This is a genomic window from Flavobacterium sp. KBS0721, from assembly GCF_002007065.3.
In the GTDB taxonomy this organism is placed as follows: Bacteria; Bacteroidota; Bacteroidia; order Flavobacteriales; family Flavobacteriaceae; genus Flavobacterium; species Flavobacterium piscis.
This window is the reverse complement of record NZ_CP042170.1, coordinates 570,587-586,709: the sequence shown is the minus strand read 5'-3', so window position 1 is coordinate 586,709 and position 16,123 is coordinate 570,587. Positions and strand designations below refer to the sequence as shown.

10 protein-coding genes are annotated in these 16,123 nt (G+C 33.9%); all 10 read left to right on the top strand.

Going from position 1 to position 16,123, the window contains the following annotated elements; genetic code table 11:
• The first annotated feature begins 215 nt into the window (after nucleotides 1-215).
• The gene (locus B0M43_RS02785; RefSeq protein WP_078006916.1) at nucleotides 216-2,612 is read left to right on the top strand and encodes a ribonucleoside-diphosphate reductase subunit alpha; all 2,397 of its coding nucleotides are present in this window, start codon (nucleotides 216-218) and stop codon (nucleotides 2,610-2,612) included.
• A gap of 418 nt (nucleotides 2,613-3,030) precedes the next feature.
• Entirely contained in the window at nucleotides 3,031-4,167 is a 1,137-nt protein-coding gene (locus B0M43_RS02780; RefSeq protein WP_065450665.1) for an IS110 family transposase, read from the top strand.
• Between the two features lie 278 nt (nucleotides 4,168-4,445).
• On the top strand, nucleotides 4,446-4,706 hold the full coding sequence (locus B0M43_RS02775; protein WP_078006917.1) for a hypothetical protein: 261 nt from the start codon (nucleotides 4,446-4,448) through the stop codon (nucleotides 4,704-4,706).
• A gap of 246 nt (nucleotides 4,707-4,952) precedes the next feature.
• Entirely contained in the window at nucleotides 4,953-6,350 is a 1,398-nt protein-coding gene (locus B0M43_RS02770; protein ID WP_078006918.1) for a DUF1800 domain-containing protein, read from the top strand.
• A gap of 12 nt (nucleotides 6,351-6,362) precedes the next feature.
• Entirely contained in the window at nucleotides 6,363-7,535 is a 1,173-nt protein-coding gene (locus B0M43_RS02765; RefSeq protein ID WP_078006919.1) for a DUF1501 domain-containing protein, read from the top strand.
• A gap of 483 nt (nucleotides 7,536-8,018) precedes the next feature.
• Nucleotides 8,019-8,846 carry a prephenate dehydratase gene (locus B0M43_RS02760; RefSeq protein ID WP_078006920.1) on the top strand — a complete coding sequence of 276 codons (828 nt, stop codon included), beginning with the start codon at nucleotides 8,019-8,021 and terminating at the stop codon, nucleotides 8,844-8,846.
• Nucleotides 8,847-8,952: 106 nt separating this feature from the next.
• Complete coding sequence (locus tag B0M43_RS02755) at nucleotides 8,953-10,098, top strand: pyridoxal phosphate-dependent aminotransferase (RefSeq protein WP_078006921.1); 1,146 nt, start codon at nucleotides 8,953-8,955, stop codon at nucleotides 10,096-10,098.
• A gap of 93 nt (nucleotides 10,099-10,191) precedes the next feature.
• Nucleotides 10,192-11,052: a prephenate dehydrogenase gene (locus tag B0M43_RS02750; RefSeq protein WP_078006922.1), complete on the top strand. Its 861-nt coding sequence runs from the start codon at nucleotides 10,192-10,194 to the stop codon at nucleotides 11,050-11,052.
• A 12-nt stretch (nucleotides 11,053-11,064) separates the two neighbouring features.
• Nucleotides 11,065-12,147: a bifunctional 3-deoxy-7-phosphoheptulonate synthase/chorismate mutase type II gene (locus tag B0M43_RS02745; protein WP_065448568.1), complete on the top strand. Its 1,083-nt coding sequence runs from the start codon at nucleotides 11,065-11,067 to the stop codon at nucleotides 12,145-12,147.
• A 408-nt stretch (nucleotides 12,148-12,555) separates the two neighbouring features.
• Nucleotides 12,556-16,002, top strand: a complete 3,447-nt coding sequence (locus B0M43_RS02740) for a VIT domain-containing protein (RefSeq protein WP_078006923.1) — start codon at nucleotides 12,556-12,558, stop codon at nucleotides 16,000-16,002.
• Nucleotides 16,003-16,123 lie beyond the last annotated feature (121 nt).

The following is a 16,123-nucleotide window of genomic DNA, read 5'->3' as shown; positions in this document are numbered from 1 at the left end:
GATTAAAATCATTTTTTTAAGATTGAATCTCTTTTCCCAAATCGCAGATTCAATAACAATTTTTAATGCCTTTTCGATCTGATTTCAGATCGGGAACACACAACTATTGAGAATTTCATAATTCTCAAAAAATAATTTAAAAACACGCAATGTTTAAGTGCTGGAATTCGTTTTCTAGTGTCTTTCATTTTTTCAATAACTAAAATAGTAAGCTTATGTATGTAGTAAAAAGAGATGGCCACAAAGAGCCCGTAATGTTTGATAAGATTACAGAAAGAATCAAAAAATTGTGTTACGGCTTGAATGAGCTTGTAGATCCTGTTAAGGTAGCCATGAGAGTTATCGAAGGATTGTATGATGGGGTTTCAACTTCTGAACTGGATAATCTTGCAGCAGAAACGGCGGCTTCTATGACAATTGCGCACCCTGATTATGCACAATTGGCAGCACGTGTGGCAATTTCAAACCTACATTCAAATACAAAAAAATCGTTCTCAGAAACGATGAAAGATATGTACCTGTACGTAAATCCAAGAAATGGGCAAGAAGCTCCGTTGCTTTCGGATGAAGTATTCAAAGTAATTCAGGAAAACTCAGCTTTCCTTGATTCTCATATTATTTATACAAGAGATTTCAATTACGATTACTTTGGTTTCAAAACCTTAGAGCGTTCTTATCTTCTTAAAATAAACGGAAAAATCGTCGAAAGACCACAACATATGTTGATGCGTGTTTCGGTTGGTATTCACCTTGACGATTTAAAGTCGGTAATTGAAACGTACGATTTAATGTCTAAAAAGTTCTTTACGCATGCAACGCCAACGTTGTTTAATGCAGGAACTCCAAAACCACAAATGTCTTCTTGTTTCCTTTTGGCAATGCAGGATGATAGTATTGATGGTATTTATGATACTTTAAAACAAACGGCTAAGATCTCGCAATCTGCGGGAGGAATTGGTCTTTCTATTCATAACGTTCGTGCGACAGGATCTTACATTCGTGGTACAAACGGAACTTCAAACGGAATTGTGCCAATGTTGAGAGTTTTCAACGATACGGCGCGTTACGTAGATCAGGGTGGTGGAAAACGTAAAGGAAGTTTTGCAATTTACATCGAAACATGGCATGCTGATATCTTCGAATTTTTGGATTTGAAGAAAAATACAGGAAAAGAAGAAATGCGTGCAAGAGATTTATTCTTCGCTATGTGGACTTCAGATTTATTCATGAAACGTGTACAGGAAGATGCATCTTGGACTTTAATGTGTCCGAATGAATGTCCAGGATTATACGATGTTTACGGAGAAGAATTCGAGGCCATGTATTTGGATTATGAATTTAGAGGAAAAGGTAGAAAAACGATTCGTGCACGTGAATTATGGGAGAAAATCCTTGAATCACAAATCGAAACAGGAACGCCTTATATGTTGTACAAAGATGCAGCAAACCGTAAATCGAACCACAAGAATTTAGGAACAATTCGTTCTTCAAACTTGTGTACTGAGATTATGGAGTTTACTTCTAAAGATGAAATTGCAGTTTGTAATTTAGCTTCTATTTCGTTACCAATGTTTATTGAAAACGGAAAATTCGATCACCAGGCACTTTACAATGTTACCAAACGTGTAACTCGTAACCTGAACAAAGTAATCGACAGAAACTATTATCCGGTAAAAGAAGCTGAAAACTCAAACTTACGTCACCGTCCGGTAGGATTAGGTGTTCAAGGTTTAGCAGATGCTTTTATCATGTTGCGTATGCCGTTTACAAGCGATGAAGCAAAAGCTTTAAATCAGGAAATTTTCGAAACATTATACTTCGCAGCCGTAACCGCTTCTATGGAAATGGCGAAAGAAGAAGGTCCATATTCTACATTTGCAGGTTCTCCAATGTCACAAGGAGAATTCCAATACAATATGTGGGGAATGAAAGATGAAGAGTTATCAGGACGTTGGGACTGGGCTTCATTAAGAAAAGAAGTAATGGAACACGGAGTTCGTAACTCATTATTAGTTGCGCCAATGCCAACAGCTTCGACTTCACAAATTCTTGGAAACAACGAAGCTTTCGAACCATATACATCAAACATTTACACACGTCGTGTATTGTCTGGAGAATTCATCGTAGTAAACAAACACTTACTTCATGATTTAGTAGACAGAGGTTTATGGAACGAGACATTGAAACAAGAAATCATGCGTCATAACGGATCTGTTCAAAACATTGATGTGATTCCGCAAGACCTGAAAGAATTATATAAAACAGTTTGGGAAATGTCGATGAAAGACATTATCGATATGTCACGTCAGAGAGGTTATTTTATTGACCAATCACAATCATTGAACTTGTTCATGCAAGATGCCAACTATTCTAAACTAACGTCAATGCACTTTTACGCTTGGCAGTCTGGTTTAAAAACAGGAATGTATTACTTGAGAACGAAATCTGCAGTTGATGCGATTAAATTCACATTAAACAACGATAAAAAAGAAGAAGATGCACCGGTAACTTTAGTTCCGGAAACAGAAGCGATCAGCGTTGAGGATTATAAAGCAATGCTTTTAAAAGCACAAGCTGCAGAGCCTGATGATTGTGAAATGTGTGGGTCTTAATAATTTAGATTGTAGATCTGAGATTTTAGATTTTTAGAATATATTTATAAAAGCAGTTATTGTAATGATAGCTGCTTTTCTTTTTTAGGAGCTAATTCCCGATTTTCGTTGCAATCTTTATTTTTTTAAAGAAAAAATATAAAGGATTTCCTCTTCAATCGGGGCTCATATCTTTACATTATTATATCAAAATCTTATCTTTGGATATAAACTATTGATAAACAGAACTAAGTTGCAAAATTCTATCGGGGCGAAATACATCATTGATGATATTGTAAACACTAGGTAAATCCTCTTAGTTTTAATTACATTTTAAGTCACAATAGTACTTAAGCACTTTATTTTAGATAAAGATGCTGTATAAAAAATGAGCAAAGACCAGTGTAATTTTTTGTTTATTATTCTAAAATATGGAATTATGAATTTAAAGTATTCTGTGGGACTAGACGTTTCAAGCAAAAAGATCAATGCTTGTATGAGTTGTATTGATGAAAAACAAAAAGTAATTGTAAAATCAAGTACTGTAATTTCCAATAATAAAAAAGGATTTAAAATTTTACAAGATTGGGTATTAAAACACGTAAAGGAAAATGTTCCAGTTGTTGTATGTATGGAAGCTACAGGGATTTATCATGAAAATTGCGCTTATTATTTATTTGAAAAAGGATTTTCGGTTTCTATTATTTTACCCAATAAGGCCAAAAAGTATTTGGAAGCAATTGGATTAAAATCAAAAAATGATAGTATCGATGCCAAAGGATTATCCCAGATGGGAGCCGAGCAATGTTTGGATACCTGGCAGCCTATGGGAACATTTTTTTATGAATTACGACTATATACCAGACAACATCAAAATGTAACCGAATTAAAAACGGTTTTAAAAAATCAATTCGATGCATTAAGTTTTGCCATGCATCAAGTCGATCCAGTAACAAATCAATTAAAAGAAACCATAATTTTATTTGACAAACAGCTGAAAGAATTGGAAAAAGTAATCAACAACCACATAAAATCAGATGCAAAAATAGCTGAACGTGTTGCTAATATTTTAGAAATAAAAGGCATTGGGATTTTAACTTTAGCAACAATTTTAGCCGAAACTAATGGTTTCGAACTCTTCAACAACTACAAACAATTGGTTTCTTACGCAGGTTATGATGTTGTAGAAGCCCAATCAGGAACCAGGGTTGGAAAAACCAAAATATCAAAAAAAGGTAATTCCAGAATTAGAAGAGCAATGCACATGCCATCACTTGTTGTTATAAAATGCGAAGTAAAACCATTTAAGGAACTATTTGAACGAACTTATAATAAGCACGGAATCAAAATGAAAAGCTATGTTGCCGTTCAAAAGAAATTACTGACAATGATTTATTATATGTGGAAGAAAAAGGAACGCTTTGAACCAAATTATATAAAAAGCATCCAAGAAAAGGAGCAGAAGTCTTTCTCTCTGTTTGCCTTTGAAAAAGGCATAAAAAACAGCCCCAATAAAATTGAGGCTGCACAAGGTAAACATCCAGCGAATGATCACAGTAAGTTTCCTCTCTGTTAAAACAAAGATAAAAAATATTAAAATTAATTAGGTAATTAAGATAGTACCTAGTCATGATTCAGTAAAAATTTATGAAAAAAATCATTTTATTTTGTTTTTGCCTGTGAGTATTATTTACGCTCAAAAGAGAGGTATTATCTCTAAAATTGCTACTGATTCTTATCCTACAGGTGGTTACACTTATGTAGTAAGTGTTTATACTTAAGGGAAGATCGGGTGACACTTTAGAACTTTGCGATCAAATTCTTATTGGAAAAAAATAAAAAATTGAAATACTTATGGACTTAAATATTATTTTAAAAAATAAAGACGAATATTATATAATAGCTGGTGAGTATTTGAAGAAAATAGATTTTACCGATATTAATTTTGATAAAATTATTCCAAAATCCATTTCGATTTTAATAGATCATGATTTTATTCCAACACCCTGTATAGAGATTAAATTAGAGCTTTTTAAAGATCAAAAAAAGACAGGTAACTATTTTCTTTATGTTGATGAAAAGAAAGAATTCATAGATGAATTTCTTATAACATAGCCTGTGGTTTCAACCACAGGAAAACGAAGTGGAGTAACGCATTGTATTCCCGTGGTTGAAACCACAGGCTATGTTTGATTATGATTGTTGAATATAAAATAAACAATATACCAATAAAATCCCCGTTCTAATTAATACCAAAGATTTTTAAAACATATCACCTTAGCATCTAAGAACCTCAGGCCCTTTCTCAAATTAAACCTTTAAGAAAAAGTCAAGTCTTATTGCTAAACAAATTCCTGTGTTATGAAAAAAAGCAATCTTTGGTCGTTACGATTGGGTTTTTCCGGTAAAGAATCCGATAAAATAGAGAAACTGGGATTAGAAAAATTTCTAAAGCATTCCTATGATTTCAAGATTGATACACAACTTCCTGCTTTTTTAGATGACGATCCCAAGACACTTATTGAACTCAAGGAATTACGGGAATCGATAAAAACCGCCGATTCAGAAGAAAAAAAGAAAATTCTTAAAAAAGAAGTGTATTCTACTATTGAATTCAAAAAATGGTGGATAGCAAAAATGCGAAATGATGAATTTCCGTTACGCGAAAAAATGGCTTGTTTTTGGCACAATCATTTTGTTTCTACCGCTCCAAAAGTAAAAGTTACCTATTGGACTTACCAGCATAATATGATTTTACGCGAACACGCCTTTGGAAACTTCAAAGAACTCACCAAACAAATCGTAAAATCGAATGCCATGGTGAAATATCTGGATAATGTCGACAATAAAAAAGGTAAATACAACGAAAACCTAAGTCGTGAGTTATTGGAATTATTCACAATCGGAATTGGAAATTATTCAGAAGGCGATATCAAAGAAGGCGCAAAAGCTTTAGCGGGACTAAATTACGGAGATGAAGGCGCGGTTTACAGAAAAAACTTAGAAGATAATAGTGATAAAACCTATTTCGGAAAAACCGGAAACTGGAAAGCAGATGATTTGGTTGATATTATTTTCGAACAAAAAAACATTCCGTATTTCATTACCAAAAAAATTCTTAAATGGTTTATTTATGATAATCCGTCAGAAGAATTAGTGAAATATTATGGAGATTATTTCAGGAAAGTGAAGTTTGAAATAGAACCTTTACTGACTAAAATTTTTACTGAAGAATATAAAAAAGAAACTTCCGGGACTAAAATAAAAGATCCGCTGGTTTATATTTTGCAACTTCTGGATGAATTAAACATTGAAGATCTTGACGAAACGATTGTACTGTATTTTCTGAAACAACAAGGAATGGATTTGTACAATCAGATTAATGTAAAAGGTTGGGATGGCGGAAATTCCTGGCTTACTTCGCAAATTTATTTACAACGAAACAATACTTCAGATTTGCTTTGCAGTGGGAGAAGTATTACCAGAAAAGCGTTGAATACAATGGCTTCTGAAACTGAAAAACCACAATTAGGATTGGAGAAAATAGAAGTGAAAATAGATTTTGATTCTAATGGAAATAACAAAACGATTATCGCCGACTTATCGAACAGGTTAGTATTCAAAGTAAATGATTCGATGCAAAAAGACATGGAAAACTTACTGAAGTATGATTTTGATCCAAAAGAGGGACATGCCAATTTTGCCGTAATAAGACTCTTTAATTATATTACAAAACTACCCGAATATCAATTAATTTAGAAAGCTACAGCCATGAACAGAAGAAATTTTCTAACACTTACAGGAACATTTACCGGCGGATTGCTTGTGCTTCCTGATTTTTTACACGCTTTTGGTTCGCAAAATAATTTGGTAACGGGCGAGCAATGTATTGTATTTGTGCAATTAAATGGCGGTAATGACGGATTAAATACTTTTATTCCGTACGATAATCCGTTATATTATGATTTGAGAACGAAGATTGCTCTAAATAAAGATGTTGTTATCGGCAAAAATAAAGGAATGGCATTTCATCCTTCGCTAAAAGATTTTGCTCAAATGCAGCAAAACGGAGATTTAACGGTAATTCAGAATGTTGGATATCCTGAGCCTATTCGTTCACATTTTCGCAGCCAGGAAATTTGGCAAACTGCAGCAGATTCTAATAAATATATAAACGAAGGCTGGCTTGGTCGTTATCTTGACTTGCAATGCAACGGACATCAGCCAACGGCAGGAATTAATCTGGATTCGATAGATAATTTGGCTTTAAAAGGAATGGAACCCAATTCGATTACTGTTAAAGACCCAAACCGATTTAAAGTAAAATTTGATAAAGAACAAAATGTGAAATTATCGGACAATCCGCAATTAGATTTTGTTCGCAAAATTGCCAATTCAGTTACCGAAGGTTCAGATGAAATTCAGAAAGCATTAGTAAAATCCAAATCAGAAATCAGTTATCCTAAAACTGATTTGTCTAAAAATCTGGAATGGATTGGAAGATTAATCAAAGGAAATCTGAACTCAAAAGTATATTATACTTCGCTCGGTGGATTCGATACACATGACAATCAACTCGCCATTCACGAAAAAAAATTAGCGGATTTGAATGATGCTTTATTTAGTTTTTATAAGGATTTGAAACAAGCACAATTGCTTCAAAACGTTACAATCGTAGTATTTTCTGAATTTGGGCGACGAGTAAAAGACAACGGTAACGGGACAGATCACGGAACTGCAGCGCCAATGTTTATCATAGGAGGAAATAATAAAGGAACAATTTTAGGAAATAATCCTGATTTAGCCAATTTAGATAATGGTGATTTAAAATACGAAATTGACTTTAGAAGTGTTTATGCTTCTTTATTGCAGCAAAAAATGAATTTCGATTATGCTAAAATTGGGATTAGGAATGCACCGGTTTCAGGGTTATTTTATAGTTAGCCACGAATTTCACAAATTTTCGCGAATTTTTATTTGGGGTAATTAATGTTTTTTTGGTACTGAATTAGTGAAATTGAATTTTAATAGGCAATGAATTTGTGCTAATTCGTGAATTCGTGGCTAAAAAATCTTAGAACCTTAGCGCCTCAGAACCTTAGCACCTTAGAAAAAGCTATTGTAAATATCTCATTTAAAGCCGATATTTTTATATTATCATACAAAACCTGCTAAATTTGTTAAGAAATCCCTTTTTGTTTCATAAAATGCAATATTTTTTTTGGTGCACTGAAATTAATTTATACATTCGCAGAGAATTTATTGAAAAACACAAACAAAATGTCTAATAACCGTTTTTATTTTAGCAACTCTTTTTATTTCTTCTTTAGTAGAAGTAAGGATTGTGCTATGGTTATTTGAGAAATATAAAAGACAAATAAAACTAATATACAATCCTGATGCAAATCAGGATTTTTTTTTGAATATATGACAACTAAAATTGCAATACAAGGTATAAAAGGTTCTTTTCATCATCAGGTAGTGAAGGAGTATTTCTCTGAAAATGTGGCTATTGATGAGTGTTTGTCTTTTGAAGAATTAATCGACAGTCTTCTTTCAGGAAAATCCGATCAGGCGGTTATGGCGATTGAAAATTCGATTGCAGGGCCAATTATTCCGAATTATGCTTTGATCGATAAGAATAATTTACACATAATAGGAGAACATTATTTAAGCATTCACCAAAATTTAATGACTTTAAAAGGTCAGAAAATTGAAGATATAAAAGAAGTTCATTCGCACCCAATGGCATTATTACAATGTATGGATTTCCTGAAACAGTATCCAAATATCAAATTGGTTGAAGATAAAGATACAGCTGAAACTGCCAGAAGAATTCAGGAAAAACAATTAACCGGAATCGCTGCAATTGCAAGTAAAACGGCTTCTGAAATGTATGATTTAGAAATCATCGCTCCGGAAATTCAAACGATCAAAAACAATATGACTCGTTTTGTGATTATCAAAAAGCAGAATTCATTTTTGCCGGAAAGCGAAATCAACAGAGCTTCGATCAAATTTGAATTGGATCATAAAAGAGGAAGTCTGGCAGCAGTTTTGAATGTAATGAGCGACTGCAAATTGAATTTGACAAAAATTCAATCGCTTCCAAAAATTGAAACTCCGTGGAAATATTCATTTTTCGTAGATGTAACATTTGAAAAATATCAAGATTTTGCAAAAGCCAAATCGTTATTAAATATAATGGCAGAATATTTAAAGGTCTTGGGAGAATATAAAAATACTAAACCGTAAAAAAGGAAATTCCAATTTTTTTAAATTCCAAATTCCAAATCTGATCCTTCGCTTCGCTTAGGATTAAATAAAAAGAGAAACTCTAAAAAGAGAATATATATAAATCATGATTACAACAGCAAAAAGATTAGATACAGTTGAAGAATACTACTTCTCATCAAAATTGAGAGAAGTGCGTCAGCTGCAGTCTGAAGGAAAATCTATCATCAATATGGGAATTGGAAGCCCTGATTTGAGTCCGTCGAAAGCAGTAATTGAAGCGGTTGCCGCAGCAATTTTAGATGAAAACGGACACGGTTATCAGAGCTATCAGGGATTACCGGAATTGAGAAAAGGGATGGCAGATTTTTATCAGAATCAATTTGGTGTTGCATTAAATCCGAATAATGAGATTTTGCCTTTAATGGGTTCGAAAGAAGGAATTATGCACATTTCGCTAGCTTTCTTAAATGAAGGCGATCACGTGTTGATTCCGAATCCGGGTTATCCGACTTATACTTCGGTAACCAATTTGGTTGGAGCAGTTCCGGTTTATTATGATTTGAAAGAAGAAAATGCGTGGGAACCGGATTTTGATTCATTAGAAAAATTAGATCTTTCGAAAGTAAAAATTATGTGGCTGGGTTATCCGCACATGCCAACAGGAGCGAGAGGAAGTTTAGCGTTATTTGAAAAATTGGTTGCTTTTGCTAAAAAACACAACATATTATTGGTCAATGATAATCCGTATAGTTTTGTTTTGAATGATAATCCGATGAGTTTATTGCAGGTGGAAGGTGCAAAAGATGTAGCGCTGGAATTGAATTCACTTAGTAAAACCTTCAACATGGCCGGCTGGAGAGTGGGGATGGTTTTGGGAAATCCTGAAATTATCGATGCAGTCTTAAAAGTAAAAAGCAACATGGACAGCGGTATGTTCTACGGAATTCAGAAAGGTGCAATTGCAGCGTTGAATTGTGATAAATCATGGTTTGAAGATCAAAACAAAATTTACAGACGACGAAGAGAATTAACCGAAAAACTAGCAGAAAAATTAGGCTGCGAAGTGTATGCAGCAGGAGTTGGACTTTTTGTCTGGGCGAAATTGCCGGAAGGAATCGAATCAGCAGAAAAGTTCATTGACGAAATATTATACGAGAAACACATTTTCATAACCCCGGGAACAATTTTCGGAAGCAATGGTGAAGGTTATATCAGATTCTCATTGTGTGTGAAAGAAGAAAAAGTACAAGAGGCGATTGACAGGTTTTAGAATCAAGAAACAAGAAACAAGATTTTAGACTTTAAGATTGCGAACCTTGCGTAAATCCTTGCGGACTTTGCGGTTAAGAAACAAAAAAGAATTATGAAAGTATACGTAATAGGAATAGGGTTAATAGGCGGTTCGATGGTGCTCGACATCAAAGATCAACATCCTGAAGCTACTATTTTTGGAATAGATAATAACGAGAAACATTTGCAGGAAGCAATTGATTTAGGTGTTATCGATCAGGCGGGAAGCTTTGAAGAATTAGCTGAGGCTGATTTTGTAATCGTTTCGGTTCCTGTGGATATAGCGCTGATGGTTTTGCCTAAAGTTTTGGATTCGGTTGGAGATAAAACTATTGTTTTTGAAGTAGGATCGACTAAAAAACCAATTTGCGAAGCGGTGGCAAGTCACCCGAAAAGAAGAAACTTTATAGCAACACATCCAATTGCCGGAACGGAGTTTTCCGGGCCATCGGCGGCGATACGAGGTTTGTTTAAAGGGAAAACAAATATTATTTGTGAGGTGGAAAAAACCACTTTTAAATTGCAGGAAAAAGCATTAAAGCTTTTTAGCGAAATAGGAATGAGGATTCGATATATGGATCCAACTTCACACGACAAACATATTGCTTACGTTTCGCATTTGTCGCACATTAGTTCGTTTATGCTCGGGAAAACGGTAATGAACAAAGAAAAAGACGAACAGGATATTTTTGATATGGCGGGAAGTGGATTTGAAAGTACAGTTCGTCTCGCAAAAAGTTCACCCGCAATGTGGACGCCAATTTTTAAGCAAAACAAAGAACATGTTTTAGAAACTTTAGAAGCTTACATTTCAAATCTCAGTCGGTTTAGAGATTTGCTAAAAGAAGAAGATTACAATGCCATTTTTGAAGAAATGGAAAGCACAAATAAAATAAAAGAAATACTAAACGGATTAACAACAACTAAGAAATAAATTAAAATTAAGATGGAAAATAAGAAAGAAATGAGAAAGTGGTTAGAAGATTTCAATTTAAATCACCCACTTGTGATAGCTGGACCTTGTAGTGCAGAAACGGAAGATCAAGTATTAAAGATTGCTCATGAATTGAAAGATTCAAAAGTTAGTGTATTCAGAGCTGGAATCTGGAAACCAAGAACGCGTCCGGGAGGATTTGAAGGTGTTGGAGAAATTGGTTTAAAATGGTTACAAAAAGCAAAAGCTGAAACTGGTTTATTGATGGGAACTGAAGTTGCGACTGCAGCTCACTGTAAATTGGCTTTAGAACATGATATCGACGTTTTATGGGTTGGTGCTCGTACAACTGCAAACCCTTTCGCAGTTCAGGAAATTGCTGATACATTGAAAGGAACGGATAAAATCGTTTTGGTTAAAAACCCTGTAAACCCTGATTTAGCTTTATGGCTAGGTGGTGTTGAGCGTTTACATATGGCTGGAATTGAGAAATTAGGAGTTATCCACAGAGGTTTCTCTACTTACGAAAAAACAAAATATAGAAACATTCCGGAATGGCAAATTGCTATCGAATTGCAAAATAAATTCCCTGATTTACCTTTAATCATCGATCCATCTCACATTACCGGAGATCGTAAAATGATTTTTGAAGTAACGCAAGAGGCTTTAGATTTGAATTACGATGGTATGATTATCGAAACGCACTACGATCCGGACAACGCTTGGTCTGATGCTGCTCAACAAGTTACTCCTGATGCTTTGAAACAAATCATTAAAGATTTGACTATCAGAAAAACAGATGATACTACAGACGAGTACAGCAATAAAATGACAAAATTAAGAGCTAACATCGACGTTTTAGATGCTAACTTATTAGAGTTGTTAGGAAAACGTATGAAAGTAGCTGACGAAATTGGTCAGGTGAAAAAAGATGCAAACGTAGCGATTCTTCAAAACAACCGTTGGAATGAAATCTTAGGAAAAATGATTTTAGAAGGTGAGAAAAAAGGTCTTACAGAAGAATTCGTTTTGAGAATGTTCAAAGCTATCCACCAGGAAAGTATTGGTCACCAGGAGAAAATTTTCAACGCATAAATTTTTTCAAAATCAAATAAGTGATATAAGGGAATTTAAGTTTTTGTGAAATTATTTTAAACTTTTCTTATAGCATTATTTAAAAATAGATTGTTTTTTTAGATCTCCGGCACTTTGTAAAAGAAGTGTTGGAGATTTTTTTTGGTTGTATATATAAACAAGCGCACGGTTTCAGCCGTGAGGACTTAACCAATGTTCGCAATCTTTTGAGATCACAACACAATGTATATCAATAATCTTTGTCCCCACGGTTGAAAACGTGCGCTATATTTTTTACAGCTTTTAATTTCGATCTTGGACTAATGTTTTCTTATATGACTTATATGGTTTAAATTTTTTTTATAACCCATTCCAACCTTTTTAGATTTTATGTTCTCTATATCATTATAGAACCTTAACTCTCACGTTATGAAATCAAAATTATGTTTGTCTCAGCCAGGAATTTTTCAAGTTAATTTGAAAATGTTATTTTATTTGATATTGTTTTTAGGAACAAAATCTTTCGCACAAAGCCCCGAATTAACAGTAAAAGGTGAAGAAGCAGAAAAGGTTAGAATGAATAAACTAATTGTGAATGTAAAAGTGGTGGGGAATATCGCTTACACCACTGCCGAAATGCATTTCTTTAACTCAGGAACGCGCCAGATGGAAGCGGAACTTATTTTTCCGTTACCCGAAAATGTTTCGGTTTCGAGATATGCTATTGACATCAATGGTAAAATGCGTGAAGCGGTTCCTGTAAATAAAAACAAGGGAAAACAGGTTTTTGAAGCCATAGAACATCGTCGCGTTGACCCGGGATTATTAGAGAAAGTAGACGGAAATAATTTTAGAACGAGAATTTATCCGTTGATGCCAAACGGAGAACGAACTGTAATCATAGGTTACGAAGAAGAACTTTCGGCATTTGATAAAGACAATCTGGCGTATCAATTGGTAAGTCGTTATCCTAAAAAACTGGATAATTTTGAATTGAATGTTTCAGTTTTAGGAACTTCGGCTTCGCCAACTGTTTCGGAGAATTCGGGAGATGCAATTGTTTTTTCGAAATGGAATCAATCTTTTCAAACTTCGATCAAAAAAGAAAATTATCAGCCATCTGAAAAACTACTTTTTAAGATTCCGATTCAGGAAAATGCTCCGAGTGTAATCATGCAAAATGTGGGCGGACAACATTATTTTTACGGAAATACTTTTATCGAAGGAAATAAAATAGCTAAAAAAACTCCGGTTTCAATTGGTTTAATTTGGGATAATTCACTGAGTTGTAAAATAAGAGATGTAAAAAAAGAACTGAGTTTGTTGAATGCTTATTTTCAAAAAATAAAAAACACAAAAGTCACTTTATACTTTTTGAATTATACTTTCGAAAAACAAAAAGAATACACCATTACAAACGGAAACTGGTCTGAATTAAAAGCAGTTTTAGAGCATACAAATTATGATGGAGGAACTCGTTTTTCGCAACTTAATTTCGTGAATAACGACGAATATTTGTTTTTCTCTGACGGACTTTCATCTTTGAGCGAGAATGTTTTACCAAAGACTAAAAAGCCAATTTACACGATAACATCATCGGTTTCAGCAGATTTTTCTTTTCTGAATTATTGGGCGATGCAAACGGGCGGTAATTTTATCAATTTAAATCAGGTGAATCAGGACAATGCATTGGATAAACTGACGAATAGTAATTTGAAGTTTTTAGGTATAAAAGAGAACTACACGGTAACAGATTTATTTCCGGTGGAAGGAACTTCGGTTTCAGGAAGCTTTAGTTTTTCAGGAATTTCTCTGAATCAAAAAAATCAAATTACCTTATTATTTGGTTATAATAACGAAGCAGTTTTAGAACGAAAAATTACTTTAGACGCGGTTCTTCAGAACACAAATGATGTAAATGTTGAAAAACTTTGGGCACAGAAAAAAATAGCCAATCTTGATTTTCAATATGATAAAAATGCTGATGAAATTGAACTTTTAGGAAAGAAATATGGCATCATAACCAAAAATACCTCGTTGATTGTTCTCGAAGATATTCGTGATTATATTTCGTATGATATTATTCCACCAGCTGAGTTACGTGCTGAATTTGACAGAATAAAAAAACAGGAAAACGATAGAAGTCTGGCGCAGCAAAAAAATAATTGGGAAAGTATCGAAAGTTATTTTCAAGGTTTAAATGACTGGTGGAAAAAAGACGTGAAATATACTGCACCAAAACCTTTACCAAAACCAAAAGTTCAAAAAAACCGAAGATCAGACAATGAAGAAAACAGGAGTTCAGGCAGAAGTGCAAGTGCAGTATCTACCAGAAGCACAAATGTTGCAGCAGGTAGAATTGAGGGGACTGTTTTAGATCAGCAGGGATTAGCCCTGCCTGGAGTGACCGTAACAATAAGAGGAGAAAGAGAAGGCGTTTACACTGATTTTGATGGGAAATTTGTAATTAGAGCAGCCGAAAATAGTACTCTTAATTTTAGTTATATTGGTTTTGATTCTTATCAATTAAATGTTGGAACAAATAACCAAATTAGGGTTCAATTAAGAGAAAATACGCAATCATTACAAGAAGTTGTTGTAACGAGTTACGCCGCTCCTGTTAGAAAAAGGGATATGACATCTTCAGTACAATCTATTACATCTGAAACTATTTCTCAAAATGCCGATATAGCACAAAGACTAGAGGAGAAAGTTTCCGGAATTGCTGCTTCATCTTCTGGGAGTATTGATAAAGTTGTATTTGATGAGAAGGTTTCAATGCCGATCTCAAAAAAACCTTTGATAATTGTGGATGGAAAACCTTTTGAAGGTGAATTGTCAGATTTGGATCAGGATGATATCGCTTCTGTAGATGTTCTTAAAAATACTATGGTAACTGCACTTTATGGAAGTAGGGCATCAAACGGAGTCGTAAATGTTGTTACGAAAAAGGGAGAATCTAATATGATTAATAATGAACCTAAAACCTGGAATCCCGATCGTTTGTATCTAAAAGCTTTAACGGCTGTACCAAAAGAAAAACAATATGATTTATATTTTGAATTAAGGAACGGACAAGAGAGAAATCCAAGTTTTTATTTTGATGTGGCGCATTTTTTCTACAATCAGGGCGATATCAAAAAAGCTTTGCAGGTAATCAGCAATATTGCCGATTTAGGTTTAGAAAATCATCAGCTTTATAAAACCCTTACGTATACATTACGTCAGTGGAAAGATTTTGATGATGCCTTATTTACTGCAAGACAAATTGCAAAATGGAGAGCGCATGAACCACAAAGTTTAAGAGATTATGCGTTGGCTCTTGAAGATGCAGGAAAATATCAGGAAGCTTTTGATCAATTGATTAAGGCATTAGAAGTAAATTATTACGGAGAAATGAGCGGACAATACCAAGGTGTGGAAGATATTATTTTAATGGATGTTAACCGTTTGACGATGGAACACAAAGGTTTGAAAACAGGTAAACTTGATAAAAAATATTTAGAGAAAATGCCGGTTGATATCAGAATAATTATGAACTGGAACCTGATGGATGTCGATTTAGATCTTCATATTATTGAACCAAACGGAGAAGAATGTTATTACGCACATAAAGGTACACAAGCCGGCGCGCGATTTTCTAAAGATTTTACCCAAGGTTATGGCCCGGAACAATATTTAATTAGAAATGCGATAAAAGGAAAATATCAAATAAAAACCAATTATTTTGGTGAAAGAGAATTAACCGAAAGTGGCCCCGCAACCGTTATGGTAGAAATTTATACCACAAGAGCAGGAAAAACGACAAAAACGTTAAAAACAATTCAGTTAGGAAAAATCAAAGAGAATGAAATTTTAGCCGAAATTGTTTGGTAAACGTATCAAATTCTGAGTAAGTCTTTAATTTTAAAAGGTGAAATTGCGTTGTTCAATTCTAAAAACGTAATTTTGCCTTTTATTTTTTAGTTCTAAGAGTAATCTAAAATCTAAAATCAAT

Coding starts and splice junctions, on each gene's coding strand:
- B0M43_RS02750 (WP_078006922.1), top strand. CDS start 10,192: ATGAAAGTATACGTAATAGGAATAGGGTTAATAGGCGGTTCGATGGTG.
- B0M43_RS02775 (WP_078006917.1), top strand. CDS start 4,446: ATGGACTTAAATATTATTTTAAAAAATAAAGACGAATATTATATAATA.
- B0M43_RS02755 (WP_078006921.1), top strand. CDS start 8,953: ATGATTACAACAGCAAAAAGATTAGATACAGTTGAAGAATACTACTTC.
- B0M43_RS02760 (WP_078006920.1), top strand. CDS start 8,019: ATGACAACTAAAATTGCAATACAAGGTATAAAAGGTTCTTTTCATCAT.
- B0M43_RS02785 (WP_078006916.1), top strand. CDS start 216: ATGTATGTAGTAAAAAGAGATGGCCACAAAGAGCCCGTAATGTTTGAT.
- B0M43_RS02765 (WP_078006919.1), top strand. CDS start 6,363: ATGAACAGAAGAAATTTTCTAACACTTACAGGAACATTTACCGGCGGA.
- B0M43_RS02780 (WP_065450665.1), top strand. CDS start 3,031: ATGAATTTAAAGTATTCTGTGGGACTAGACGTTTCAAGCAAAAAGATC.
- B0M43_RS02745 (WP_065448568.1), top strand. CDS start 11,065: ATGGAAAATAAGAAAGAAATGAGAAAGTGGTTAGAAGATTTCAATTTA.
- B0M43_RS02770 (WP_078006918.1), top strand. CDS start 4,953: ATGAAAAAAAGCAATCTTTGGTCGTTACGATTGGGTTTTTCCGGTAAA.
- B0M43_RS02740 (WP_078006923.1), top strand. CDS start 12,556: ATGAAATCAAAATTATGTTTGTCTCAGCCAGGAATTTTTCAAGTTAAT.